This window comes from Allobosea sp. TND4EK4 (genome assembly GCF_900156025.1).
Classification (GTDB): Bacteria; Pseudomonadota; Alphaproteobacteria; order Rhizobiales; family Beijerinckiaceae; genus Allobosea.
In genome coordinates this window covers 250369-261977 of sequence record NZ_FTMO01000005.1, presented here as the reverse complement: position 1 = coordinate 261977, position 11609 = coordinate 250369, and the positions used below count along the sequence as shown (strand labels likewise).

The 11609-nt window shown below is 66.5% G+C and carries 13 protein-coding genes; 4 read left to right on the top strand and 9 right to left on the bottom strand.

The window, feature by feature from the left end; genetic code table 11:
- Nucleotide 1: 1 nt before the first annotated feature.
- Nucleotides 2–601, bottom strand: coding sequence for a cellulose biosynthesis protein BcsS (bcsS, locus tag BW981_RS12195; protein WP_348521405.1), 600 nt, complete (start codon nt 599–601; stop codon nt 2–4).
- On the opposite strand from bcsS, the gene BW981_RS23065 reads away from it, so the two are divergent.
- The 3 genes from BW981_RS23065 to BW981_RS12185 all read left to right on the top strand — a co-directional run bounded on the left by BW981_RS23065 (nt 510) and on the right by BW981_RS12185 (nt 2000).
- Nucleotides 510–869 (top strand): hypothetical protein, encoded by a 360-nt coding sequence (locus BW981_RS23065; protein ID WP_175624110.1) that lies wholly within the window; start codon nt 510–512, stop codon nt 867–869. The genes bcsS and BW981_RS23065 overlap by 92 nt on opposite strands.
- A gap of 65 nt (nt 870–934) precedes the next feature.
- Entirely contained in the window at nt 935–1204 is a 270-nt protein-coding gene (locus BW981_RS12190; protein WP_076439438.1) for an usg protein, read from the top strand.
- 196 nt (nt 1205–1400) lie between these two features.
- On the top strand, nt 1401–2000 hold the full coding sequence (locus BW981_RS12185) for an exopolysaccharide biosynthesis protein (RefSeq protein WP_076439436.1): 600 nt from the start codon (nt 1401–1403) through the stop codon (nt 1998–2000).
- Between the two features lie 13 nt (nt 2001–2013).
- On the opposite strand, the gene BW981_RS12180 is transcribed toward BW981_RS12185, so the two are convergent.
- The 8 genes from BW981_RS12180 to map form a co-directional block, all read right to left on the bottom strand.
- A complete protein-coding gene (locus tag BW981_RS12180) occupies nt 2014–4170 on the bottom strand; it encodes a putative bifunctional diguanylate cyclase/phosphodiesterase (RefSeq protein WP_076439434.1) in 2157 nt (718 codons plus the stop codon).
- 126 nt (nt 4171–4296) lie between these two features.
- Nucleotides 4297–5046 (bottom strand): proteasome-type protease, encoded by a 750-nt coding sequence (locus BW981_RS12175; protein WP_076439432.1) that lies wholly within the window; start codon nt 5044–5046, stop codon nt 4297–4299.
- A 41-nt stretch (nt 5047–5087) separates the two neighbouring features.
- Nucleotides 5088–5915 carry a transglutaminase family protein gene (locus tag BW981_RS12170; protein ID WP_076439570.1) on the bottom strand — a complete coding sequence of 276 codons (828 nt, stop codon included), beginning with the start codon at nt 5913–5915 and terminating at the stop codon, nt 5088–5090.
- A 63-nt stretch (nt 5916–5978) separates the two neighbouring features.
- Nucleotides 5979–6920, bottom strand: a complete 942-nt coding sequence (locus BW981_RS12165; protein ID WP_076439430.1) for an alpha-E domain-containing protein — start codon at nt 6918–6920, stop codon at nt 5979–5981.
- A 70-nt stretch (nt 6921–6990) separates the two neighbouring features.
- Nucleotides 6991–8406 (bottom strand): circularly permuted type 2 ATP-grasp protein, encoded by a 1416-nt coding sequence (locus BW981_RS12160; protein ID WP_076439428.1) that lies wholly within the window; start codon nt 8404–8406, stop codon nt 6991–6993.
- A 178-nt stretch (nt 8407–8584) separates the two neighbouring features.
- Nucleotides 8585–8938 carry a DUF488 domain-containing protein gene (locus BW981_RS12155; protein WP_076439426.1) on the bottom strand — a complete coding sequence of 118 codons (354 nt, stop codon included), beginning with the start codon at nt 8936–8938 and terminating at the stop codon, nt 8585–8587.
- 12 nt (nt 8939–8950) lie between these two features.
- Entirely contained in the window at nt 8951–9703 is a 753-nt protein-coding gene (gene radC / locus BW981_RS12150; RefSeq protein WP_076439568.1) for a RadC family protein, read from the bottom strand.
- A 62-nt stretch (nt 9704–9765) separates the two neighbouring features.
- Nucleotides 9766–10590: a type I methionyl aminopeptidase gene (gene map / locus BW981_RS12145; protein ID WP_076439424.1), complete on the bottom strand. Its 825-nt coding sequence runs from the start codon at nt 10588–10590 to the stop codon at nt 9766–9768.
- Between the two features lie 123 nt (nt 10591–10713).
- Here map and BW981_RS12140 point away from each other — a divergent pair, with 123 nt between their 5' ends.
- On the top strand, nt 10714–11565 hold the full coding sequence (locus BW981_RS12140; RefSeq protein WP_076439422.1) for an FkbM family methyltransferase: 852 nt from the start codon (nt 10714–10716) through the stop codon (nt 11563–11565).
- The last annotated feature ends 44 nt before the right edge of the window (nt 11566–11609 follow it).

Here is an 11609-nt window from a genome sequence, read left to right as displayed (position 1 = left end):
GTCAGCGCAGCCAGTGCGCGCCGATCGTGGCATAGGCTTCCGAGGCCTTGGCGCTGCTTTGCTGCCAGCCTGCCGAGACGCGCCATTCGACACCGAGGGCACGCAGCCCGGTCAGATGAAGCCCGGCGCGCAGTTTCGAATAGCCATTCTCGCGATAGGCTTCGATCTCCGGCCCGATATAGAACTGCGGTCCGACATAGACGCGCGAGCCGATCGGGATGCTCGCCGGCAATTGCCAGCCCGTCGCCGCACGCGCCCAGAAGCGCCCCCCCAACGACGAGACATAGGCGCCGGCTTGCACCATCATGCCGTCCATCGGCGTCGACCAGAGATCGGCCTGGATCCGGCCGCCATAGCGCGTCGGTGTAACCGTCACGCCGAAGGGACGCCTGTGCTGCACGCTCTCGGTGTCGGAGCCGGCATAAAGCGCGACGAAGCTGTCGCCGATGCGCCATTCATAGCCCAGCATCGCCTGGCTCTCGGCCTTGTAGGTGGTGCCGCGAGGCCTCATGCGCCGCGTCGGCTCCTGCGAGGCTCCGGTTTTGAGAAAGAGGCGCCAGCCATCGCGTGCGAGACCGCCGCTGCCGATCGCCCGCTTCATGCCGATTGAGGCGAAGGTTTTCCGCGGCCCGGTCTCCATGGAGCCGAAGATCACCATCGAGATGGGGGACGGCTCGGAGTCTTCCTCGTCGTCTTCGGCAAAAGCGGCGTTGAGCGGGCAGGCGGCGACGATTATCGCCAGCCCGATCCGACGCGCCCCTGCCCACGCATACGCCACGCACCAACCCCGCCTGCGCCGGCACGCACGCCTCAGCCGTGCCGAGGCTGAATTGCAACAGTTCGCCGAAGACTTGGCAAGGCTTTGTTAACCAGGCGGGCGCAGCCTGACGGAATGGCCGGCTAAGCTTTCTTTCGCATATCGAGGGAGTTGGCGATGGTTTCAGAGGATTTCATCAGGCAGCTCGAAGGCTACGGCCTGACGACGGCGACGATCCTTTACCGAATACCTGACCACCGCAGCGTCCTGCAGACCTATGTCTGGCAGCAATACGATCTGGCGCCGCGCTTCCCCGTGCTTCAGAAATTCCTGGATTTCTGGCGCCGCGAACTGGAAGGGCCGCTCCACTCGGTCACCGTCGCCCATTCTCGGCTGCTGCGGCCCGCCGAGATCAGGAACGTCAACGGTGTCCTGACGCTGCATTGAACGACCGGCCTTGAGCTCCCCGCATGAGCGTCTGCGGGGCGCGCGCTTGTTGGGCTTCGTGCGGGCATGCTAGAGGACGTGCCGGTCGGATCGCGAAGCGTGACGGCCGGTCCATGCGTCCGCATCGATGGGACGAAACAGCCATGAGGGCGGTTTCTCCCTCCGGCAGGCGCCTCCTGCGGCACGGCCCCCTCGGTTGTCTTCTCCCCTGCGCACATCCGGACTCCTGAAAGCGCTCGCCCAGTTACCGGGCGAGCGGGTTGCCGTCGGCACGATCGTGGCGGCGTTGCAGGACCGCGCCTATGCGCTGCTGGTCGTTCTGCTGGGCTTGCCCAACTGCCTGCCGATGCCGCCGCCGATCCCGCTCGTCTGCGGGCTCGTGCTGGCTTTCGTCGCCTTGCAGATGCTGTTCGGCCGCCGGATCCCGTGGCTGCCGCAGGCCTTGTTGTCACGCAGCATCGGCAAGCCGGAACTCAACCGGGCGATCGGCCGGGCGCTGCCGCCGCTGACCTGGCTGGAACGGTTCTCGCGCCCGCGGCTGACGATGCTCGGTGGCCGCCTGGCCGTGCCGGTGCTGGGGTTGCTGATCCTGGTGCTGGCGCTTGGGCTGATCGTCGCGGCGCCGTTCATCGGGCAGATTCCGCTGGGCGTCGCGGTCTGCCTTGTCGGGCTCGGCCTCGTCGAGCGGGATGGGGTGCTCATTCTCGCCGGTGCGGTGCTCGGCGCCGTCGGCCTCGTGCTCAGCGCCGGCTTCGCCTACGCGATCTTCAGCGGCATCCAGGAGCTGTTGTTCTGAGCCGATCCGCGCTTCAGGCTGCGGCGAGGATTTGGGCGAACGGCTTTTCCTGCAGCAGCAACTGATCGATCTGCGCGGGCGGAACAGGCTTCGAGAACAGGAAGCCCTGCAGTTCGTGGCAGCCCACGGCCTGCAGGAAGCGGTGCTGCTCCGCCGTCTCGACGCCTTCGGCGCAGACGCGCAGGCCCAGGGCGCAGCCCAGATGCGCCATCGAGTGCACCAGGATCGCCGATTCGCCGGTGGCTTCCATGTATTCGAGGAAGATGCGGTCGATCTTGATCTTGTCGAAGGCAAAGCGGCGCAGATAGATCAGGCTCGAATAACCGGTGCCGAAATCGTCCAGCGCCAGGCCCACGCCCTGCGCGCGGATATCCATCATCGCGGCTTCGGCGGCGTCGGCATCCTCGATCAGGACGCCCTCGGTCAGCTCCAGCTCAAGCCGGGTCGGATCGAAGCCGGTCTCTTCGATGATGCGCAGAACGTTCGCGACGAAGTCCTTGTGGCGGAACTGGATCGGCGAGACATTGACGGCAAGACGCAGGCCGGGCCAGCGCTGGGCCTCGGTGCAGGCGCGCCGCAGCACCCATTCGCTCAGCGGCATGATCAGCCCGCGCTCTTCCGCGATGCCGATGAACTCCGATGGCGGGACCATGCCGTGCCGCGGATGCGGCCAGCGCACGAGCGCCTCGACGCCGACAATGGTGAGGCCGTCGGCCGAAACCTGGGGCTGGTAGTGCAGTTGCAGCTCGTCGCGCTCGATCGCGTTGCGCAGGTCGTCCTCGACCATGCGCTTCACCTGGAGCGAACGGTTCATCTGCTGCTGGAACACCGCGTAGCGGTTCCGCCCGCCGTTCTTGGCCTCGTAGAGCGCGGTATCGGCCAGGCGCAGGACCGTCTGGCGGTCGGTGCCGTCGCGCGGAGCCGAGGCGATCCCGACCGAGCAGCCGATGGTGATCTCGACGCCCTGGACCTGGAACGGCTCGGTCAGCGAGTCGAGGATGCTGCCGGCCAGCGTGGCCGTGCGTGCCGGCGTCGGCGAGCGGGACTGGATGATGCCGAATTCGTCGCCGCCGAAGCGGGACACCACGTCTCCGGGGGAGACGAGCCCGAGCAGCCTCTGCGCCACCTGCCGGAGCAGGTCGTCGCCGGCGATATGACCATAGGTGTCGTTGACCGCCTTGAAGCGGTCGAGGTCGATGAGCAGCACGGCCAGCCCGCCCTCCGGGCTCTCGGCCTTCGACAGGGCAGTGTCGAGCGCGATGTCGAAGCTGCGGCGGTTGGGCAGCCCGGACAACTCGTCCTGACCGGCGAGCCGATGAATCTCGCGTTCGCGCAGGGCGATCTGGATGGCGGAGGCGCGCAGCCGCTGGACGATGAAGATAAAGATCCCGGAAAACAGGACGGCGATGGCGATCACCGCCCACAGGAAGCGCTCGAGCATGACATCGCCGGGGCGCGCCGGGGTCCAGGTCAGCCAGGTCGCGACGCCGCCGTCCGGGGCGGCGATCGGCAGGCTCGCAACCGGGTCGTCGGGCCGCGCCGTGACCAGCCTGATCTCGCCCATGCGGTAGCCGGCGGCCAACTCGGCGAGCGTGGTGCTCGAAACGCGACGATAGGCGACCAGCGAAAGCGGGCCGAGGATGGGGGAGGTGAGGGGCGTGGTGATGCGGCCGAGATCCATCACGATCAGCAGGGCGGCCTCATGGCCATTCTCGGCAATCGTGGACCAATTGGCCTTTCCCCCGGCCACAGTGCGCCTGCCGGCAGGCGCGCCCGGGACGAAGGGGCTGAAACCGAGGACCCGCGTGTAGTCGGACTGGGTGGCCGGAAGGCCCCCCTCCAGCCCGGCCAGGACGGTTCCCCCGGGCGATACGAGATAGGCGCCTTCGAACTCGGCGAGACGCCCGCGCAACTGTTCGAACGCCGTCCGGATCGCGGTCCTCGGAGCTGAGGCACCGAGCGCCTCCTGAAGCTCGCTGGTGATCACCAGCTTCTCGAGACGTGCCTCCTCGAACCTGATCTGATGGCGAAACGCGGCCTCGATGCGCTCGTGCTGCCGCTGGGCCTCCAGGCGGTTGGCCTCGCGCGTGATCGCGATGACGACGCCCGCGCCAGCCGCCATCAGCAACAGAAAGGCGACGCCCAGCGTTGTGACGGTGCTCGCAAACATGCGGGCCGATGAGCCCGCATTCGTTATCTTCGCCGCTGAAGGAGCCTGAGGCATTCCCTGTCCGGAGACGTTGCACCGTCTTGAAATAACGGGGCAAAGATTGACATCCCGTTGCCGGATGGCAGGTCAGGCGGCGGGCGGGCCATAGGGCGGGCGGGGGATCGCCGTGTGAGCGGCCCGAAGAGCCGCCGACCAGCGCTCGCGCAGATCATGGAAATAGGGCTCGCCGGCCTCAATGCGGCGGTTGAGTTCCAGATCGTCAGCGTCGCGGCGCATGACCACCATGTCGATCGGCAGGCCGACGCCGAGATTGGAGCGCATCGTGGAATCCATCGAGATCAGGCCGACCTTGAGCGCATCGTAGAGATGGCTCTTGAAGGTGATGGCACGATCGAGGATCGGCTTGCCGTATTTGTGCTCGCCGATCTGGAGGAAGGGCGCATCGGCGCCGCATTCGATGAAGTTGCCGGCGCCATAGACCATGAAGAGCCGCATCGGCTGCCCCTTGATCTGGCCGCCGAACAGCATCGAGACCTCGAACTTGACCCCTGCCTCCTTCAGCGCCGGTCCGTCGAACTCGCGGACGTGACGGATGCAGCGGCCGACGAACTGCGCGGCCCGGAACATCGAGCTGGTCGCCTGCAATGTGTCGAGCTCGCCCGTCTCCGGATTGGGAAGGCCTTCCTGAAGCAGGCTGACGACCGATTGCGTGATCGAGAGATTGCCGGCCGTCATCAGGCCGAAGCTGCGGTCGCCCGGCCAATTGAAGACATGGAGCTTGCGGAAGGTCGAGATGTCGTCGAGCCCGGCATTGGTGCGGGTGTCGGCGATCATGACGAGGCCGTCCTGCACGAGGATTCCGACGCAATAGGTCACGGGGCGTTATCCTGTCTGTCCGGGCTCCCGCCGGGAGGGGATCACTGATTGGAGAGGCGGCCTTCGGCCTCGCGGGCACTGACGAGCACGTTGAGCAATTCCCCTTCGCCGCCCTGGCGCGCGCCGCGGACCGGCGCGGCGTCGGCGAAATCCAGTCCCACGGCGACGCGGACATGGGTGTCGATCGGACAGATGGCGTTGGCGCAGTCGAACCCGATCCAGCCATAGTCGTCGAAGTGAACCTCGGCCCAGGCATGGGCCCCGTTGGCATGGGGCAGGTCTTCGGCCTGTGCGACATAGCCCGAGACATAACGGGCGGGCAGCCCAAGATGCCGGGCGCAGGCCATGAAGACATGCGCGATGTCCTGTGCGATCGCCTCCTTCGCCTGGAAGGCCGCTGCCGCTCCGACGCCGGTCCGCCCGGTCGCGTCGACGCAGGTCATGCGCCCGTTCACAGCCGCCATCAACGCGTGCATCTGCGACAGCTCCGTGCCGGCGCCCCCTGCGGTCTCTTCGGCAAAGCTGCGCAACGCCTCGTCCTGCTCGGTCAGCAGCGTGTCGCGGCGATAGACATCGCAGGGCACGCGCTCGATGCCGCCGCGGACCACGCCAGCCAGATCGGTCGTTTCCACGACCCCGTCGATGTGGATGGAGAGAGAGGAGATCGGCCCGTCCGCATAGAAGGAGTGCACGACGTTGCCATGCGCGTCCCGGGTGGCGCGCATGCGGCCGTCGATGCTGGGCTCGATGCGCCAGGACATGACATGCTGCCCGTCATGATCTAGCGGCGTCAGCCGCAAGATCTGGGTGATGTGCCGGGCCGGCTCGGCATATTCGTAGCTGATCGTGTGAGAGATCCTGATCCGCATGATCCAGTCCGGGCCGTTACCGCAGAGGGCTTCTATGCCGATGAAGCCCGCCACGCGAGCGGTTCATTGCAGATACTGCTCGAAGATGGTGTTCCCGAGGCGGTTGTTCTCGGTAATGAAGTCCTCGATGAACTCATGCAGCCCATGCTGGAAGATGTCGTCGATCCGCGTGTTGCTGAGATTGGCCAGTGTCTTGCGCGCCTGGCGCTGGGCCGGCCCCTGCCGCCCGTAAGCGTCGCCGAGCGAATCCAGGAAGCGGGAAATGCTCTCGTAGCAGGCGGCCAGCGAGCGCGGCATGCGCCGGTTCAGGATCAGCAGGTCGGCGATGAGGATCGGCTTGACCGCCTCGCGATAGACCCAGTGATAAGCCGTCAGCGCCGAGACCTCGCGCAGCACGGTGGTCCACTGGAAATAGTCGAGCGAGCCCCCGACCTGCTCGTTGGCCGGAAGCAGCACATGGTATTTCACGTCGAGGATGCGGGCGGTGTTGTCGGCGCGCTCGACATAGACGCCGAGCCGCGAGAACCAGTAGCCGTCATCGCGCAGCATGGTGCGGTAGGCTGAGCCGTCGAAGACGAGCGAGACGTTCTTCACCCAGTCGAGAAAGCGAGCGAATTCCTCGCGATCCATCCTGGTCTTCTCGAAGCGCTGCAACTCCAGCCAGGCGCCGTTGATGGCGTCCCACATCTCCGAGGTCAGCGCGGTGCGCACGGCGCGTGCATTGGAGCGCGCCTGGGCGAGGCAGTTGCGGATGGAGGAGGGATTGTCCGGGTTGAACGTCAGGAAGTCGCAGACATTGCGCTCGTTCGCCTCGCCATAGGCCTTGGCGAAGGTGTCCTCGCAGCCCGCGGTGGAGACCGCGCTCTGCCATTCGGTCCCCGCGCCGCCATAGGCATGCGGCAGGTTGGTCAGGCGGGTGGTGGCATCGAGAATCCGCGCGAGATACTCGGCCCGCTCAACATAGCGGGACACCCAGTAGAGGCTGTCGGCAGTACGCGAAAGCATGGTCAACTCAGGCCTTCTTGTGATCTCTCGCACCCCTGAGGACGGGGCGGGCGGAGGGGAGACGGGCAGATCATGCATCGAGTACCCAGGTGTCCTTTGTGCCGCCGCCCTGGCTCGAATTCACGACGAGGGAGCCCTCCTTCAGCGCAACGCGGGTCAGGCCGCCGGGCACGCAGGAGATGCCGTTGGCGCCGGACAGCACATAGGGGCGCAGGTCGACATGGCGCGGGGCTACGCCGGAGGCCACGAAGGTCGGGCAGGTCGAGAGGGCCAGCGTCGGCTGCGCGATGAAGCCCTCCGGCTGGGCCTTCAGCTTGCGACGGAACGTTTCGATCTGCGCCTTGTTGGCGTGCGGGCCGACAAGCATGCCGTAGCCGCCCGAGCCGTTGACCTCCTTGACGACGAGGTGCTCCAGATTGTCGAGCACATAGGCGTTGGCCTCCGGCTCGCGGCAGCGCCAGGTCGGGACGTTCTTCAGGATCGGCTCCTCGCCGGTGAAGAACTTCACGATCTCCGGCATGTAGCTGTAGACCGCCTTGTCGTCGGCGACGCCGGTGCCGACGGCGTTCGCCAGGGTGACGTTGCCGGCCTTGTAGGCGCCGATGATCCCCGGCACGCCCAGCACGGAGTCGCCGCGGAAGACCAGCGGGTCGATGAAGTCGTCGTCGATGCGCCGATAGATCACGTCGACGCGCTTGGGCCCCTGCGTGGTCCGCATGTAGACGACGTCGTCCTTGACCAGCAGGTCCGAGCCCTCGACCAGTTCGACGCCGAGCTTGTCGGCAAGGAAAGAGTGCTCGTAGAAGGCCGAATTGAACTGCCCGGGCGTCAGCAGGCAGATCGTCGGATCGGAGGGGGCGCTGCGCGGAGCGACGGAGCGCAGCGTCGCCAGAAGCTGGTCCGGGTAATTGTCAACCGGTGCGACACGGTGGGTCGAGAACAGCTCCGGGAAGAGCCGCAGCATCACCTCGCGGTTCTCCATCATGTAGGAGACGCCGGAAGGGGTGCGCGCATTGTCTTCCAGGACGTAGAAGGTGTCCGCGTCCACACGGACCACGTCGATGCCGGCGATGTGGCAATAGACGCCGTGCGGCACCTTGAAATCGACCATTTCAAGCTGGTAGCAGGCGTTCCGATACACCAGGTCGGGCGGGATGATCCCGGCCTTGAGGCACTCCTTCGGCCCGTAGACGTCCGCCAGGAACATGTTCAGCGCGGTGACGCGCTGGCGCAGGCCTTTCTCCAGCTTCGTCCATTCCGGCTTGGTCAGGACGCGCGGGATGATGTCGAAGGGGATCAGCCGCTCGGTCGAGTCTTCATCGCCATAGACCGCGAAGGTGATGCCGATGCGGCGGAAGAACAGTTCGGCCTGGGAACGGCGCAGCGCCAGTTGATCGGCGGGAGTTTCCTTGAGCCAACGGTCGAGCGCTTCATAGGCCGGCCTCAATTCGGCGCCGGAGCCGGTCATCTCGTCGAACGCGACCATCTAGGCTGTTGTCCCCTGTTTAGGCCAGCCTATGCCCATTCGCTCGCCTTGGGGAAGAGGCTGCGTGATCAGCCCTATGTCGCGTGCTGCCTTATATTTAAGCAGGATGACAGGCTCTCATGCCGGCCCATCACCAGGCGGTCGGGCCGAGGCTCGCGCTTCCCGGCGGCAGACTTGCCTAACCCTCACGAAGGAGGAGCCAGTCGCGCAGCGCGGCGGCGTTGTTGCGAGCCTCGTCCCTGGCGGCGTAGAGCAGCGTCACCGGCCCCGATTGCACGGCGTTTCGAAGACGATTGAGCGCCGCTTGGGCCGATGCGCCGCCGAGTTCGGCCGCATAGGCCGCGCAGAAGGCCTCCCAATGCTGGGGTTGGCCATGGAACGCGTGACGCAGCGCATCGCTCGGCGCGATGTCCTTGAGCCAAAGATCGACGCGCTCCTTGCGCACGCCGCGCGGCCAGAGCCGATCGACGAGGATGCGCGTTCCATCCCCGGGCGCAGTTTCGTCATAGACACGCTTGATCGGCAGCTTCATCAGCGCCTCCGGTCAGATCAGGCCCAGGCTGCGAAAGCTCGCATGGCCGTCGCGGCCGACAATGATGTGGTCGTGGATGGCGATGCCCAGCGGCTTGGCGATGTCCACCAGTTCGCGGGTCATCCGCATGTCGGCGCCGGAGGGCGTCGGGTCGCCGGAAGGGTGATTGTGGACGAGAATGATCGCCGAGGCGGAGAGCTCGAGCGCGCGGCGCATCACCTCGCGCGGATAGACCGGCGTGTGATCGACCGTTCCGGTCTGCTGGACTTCGTCGGCGATCAGCGCGTTCTTCTTGTCGAGGAAGAGGATGCGGAACTGCTCGCGCTCCGCAAAGGCCATCGCCATGCGGCAGTGGTCCAGCACCGACGACCAGGAGGACAGGACCGGCCGCTTGGCGACCGCGCCCTTGGCCATGCGCTTCAGCGCGGCCTCGACGATCTTGAGGTCGAGAGCGACGCCTTCGCCGACGCCCTTCACCTCGGTCAGGCGCGGGATGGGTGCGGCCAGCACCTCTCCGAAGGAGCCGAAGCGCTGGATCAGCTCCTTGGCGAGCGGCTTCACATCCCGCTGCGGGATCGAGCGGAAGAGCAGCAGCTCCAGCAATTCGTAGTCCGGCAACGCATCCGCGCCGCCCTCCTGGAAGCGGGCGCGCAGCCGGTCGCGGTGGCCGTGATAATGCGGGGCGGCCGACGAGGGGCCGGCGGGCGGGAGCGGATCGGCGAGAGCCTCGGGCAGAAGCGCCTGGGCCGTGGCTGGTCTCGGCATGGCTTCCGCAAACAGCCCGGCAGGCGAGGGCTCGGCTTGCTGTCCCTTGCCCGCCCGCCGGCTCATTTTGGAGCGAGCGGGTTGTCGAGGCCGCCGGGGGAAAGGGTGAAGATCTCGCAGCCTGTCTCGGTCACGCCGATCTGGTGCTCGAACTGGGCCGAGAGCGACCGGTCGCGCGTCACCGCCGTCCAGCCATCGGACAGGATCTTCACGCCCGGCTTTCCGAGGTTGATCATCGGCTCGATGGTGAAGACCATGCCGGACTTGAGCTCCACGCCTTCGCCGGGGCTGCCGTAATGCAGGATGTTCGGCGCGTCGTGGAAGAGGCGGCCGATGCCGTGGCCGCAGAAGTCGCGCACCACGGAGCAGCGCTCGGCTTCGGCGTAACGCTGGATCGCGAAGCCGATATCGCCCGTGTGCGCGCCGGCGCGGACGGCCTTGATGCCGCGCAGCAGGCTTTCATAGGTGATCTCGATCAGCCGCTCGGCCTTCCGCGAGATGTCGCCGACGCCGTACATCCGGCTCGAGTCGCCGTGCCAGCCATCGACGATGAGGGTGTAGTCGATGTTGAGGACGTCGCCCTCGCGCAACGGCTTGTCGTCCGGGATGCCGTGGCAGACGACATGGTTGATCGAGGTGCAGATCGACTTGGTATAGCCGCGGTAGAACAGGGTCGCCGGATAGGCGCCATTGTCCATCGCGAACTGGAAGGCGAGCTCATCGAGGCGCTGGGTGGTGACGCCGGGCTTGACGTAGGAGCCGAGCATGTCGAGCCCGGCCGCGGTCAGCCGACCGGCCCTGTGCAAGGCGGCGAAGGCCTCGGGCCCGTGGATCTTGATGACGGGCTCGCGCGAGCGCGACCGGCCGATGGTGTCTTCGAATGTCATCGCGCGCAGGAAACTCCTCTGCCTCATATCTATTGCGTTTACAGGGGGAGGCAAGCGGCTTGGCCGCGCCGGACCATCGCCCGGCTGGTGCTCGGCTGCGCCACGGTGTATCAGGCTGGCGCAATGGCCATATCCGAACAGAATCCGGTGGAAGACCGCCCCTTCGGCGCCTTCGCGCCCAAAGCCCTCCTCTCCAGGATCATCGCCCGTACCCGGGCTGCGTCCGACAGCTTTCTCGGCCGCAAGGTCGCCTATGCGCTGCGCCGTATCGGATTGCGCGCGCTCCAGGGCACGCCGGTCGACATCGAGTCGCTTGGCGCGCGGATGCGGCTCTATCCCGATGGGAATGTCTGCGAGAAGCGCGTGCTGTTCACGCCGCAGTACTTCGATCCTGTCGAGCGGGAGATGCTGTTGAAGCGCCTGCGGGATGGCTTCACCTTCATCGATATCGGCGCGAATATCGGCGCCTATTCCCTGTTCGTGGCGGCCCATGCCGGTCGCAGCGCCCGCATCCTGGCCGTCGAGCCTCAGCCCGACGTCTTCGCGCGGCTGGCTTTCAACATCGCGCAGAACCCGTTCGGCACGGTGAAGGCCGTGGCCTGCGCGCTCGCCGACAAGCCGGGCGAGCTCACCCTGTTCATCGACCCTGCCAATCGCGGCGAATCGAGCGTGCGCATCCTCAACTCCAGTGCCGGCCGCAGCGTCCAGGTGCCGGCGACGACGTTGCTCGCCCTCGTCGAAGGCGAGGGCTATGAGCGCATCGACGCGGTCAAGCTCGATGTCGAGGGGGCCGAGGACCTGATTCTGGAGCCTTTCCTGCGCGATGCGCCGGCTTCCCTCTGGCCGGGCTTCATCGTCATCGAGGATTCGCGCCAGCGCTGGCAGAGCGACCTCGTCGGCCTGCTCGAACGCAGCGGCTACCGGCTGGTGCTGCAGACCCGTCTGAACCTGCTGTTCGAGCGCAACGCCGGCTGACATGCGGGCCGACTTGGCCGCATGACAGGCCGTGCGGACGGCGT

What these genes read in the sequence shown, in the direction of transcription:
- BW981_RS12140 (WP_076439422.1), top strand. Translation starts at nt 10,714, where the DNA reads ATGGCCATATCCGAACAGAATCCGGTGGAAGACCGCCCCTTCGGCGCC.
- BW981_RS12160 (WP_076439428.1), bottom strand. Translation starts at nt 8,406, where the DNA reads ATGGTCGCGTTCGACGAGATGACCGGCTCCGGCGCCGAATTGAGGCCG.
- BW981_RS12165 (WP_076439430.1), bottom strand. Translation starts at nt 6,920, where the DNA reads ATGCTTTCGCGTACTGCCGACAGCCTCTACTGGGTGTCCCGCTATGTT.
- BW981_RS12155 (WP_076439426.1), bottom strand. Translation starts at nt 8,938, where the DNA reads ATGAAGCTGCCGATCAAGCGTGTCTATGACGAAACTGCGCCCGGGGAT.
- radC (WP_076439568.1), bottom strand. Translation starts at nt 9,703, where the DNA reads ATGCCGAGACCAGCCACGGCCCAGGCGCTTCTGCCCGAGGCTCTCGCC.
- bcsS (WP_348521405.1), bottom strand. Translation starts at nt 601, where the DNA reads ATGAAGCGGGCGATCGGCAGCGGCGGTCTCGCACGCGATGGCTGGCGC.
- BW981_RS12190 (WP_076439438.1), top strand. Translation starts at nt 935, where the DNA reads ATGGTTTCAGAGGATTTCATCAGGCAGCTCGAAGGCTACGGCCTGACG.
- map (WP_076439424.1), bottom strand. Translation starts at nt 10,590, where the DNA reads ATGACATTCGAAGACACCATCGGCCGGTCGCGCTCGCGCGAGCCCGTC.
- BW981_RS23065 (WP_175624110.1), top strand. Translation starts at nt 510, where the DNA reads ATGCGCCGCGTCGGCTCCTGCGAGGCTCCGGTTTTGAGAAAGAGGCGC.
- BW981_RS12180 (WP_076439434.1), bottom strand. Translation starts at nt 4,170, where the DNA reads ATGTTTGCGAGCACCGTCACAACGCTGGGCGTCGCCTTTCTGTTGCTG.
- BW981_RS12170 (WP_076439570.1), bottom strand. Translation starts at nt 5,915, where the DNA reads ATGCGGATCAGGATCTCTCACACGATCAGCTACGAATATGCCGAGCCG.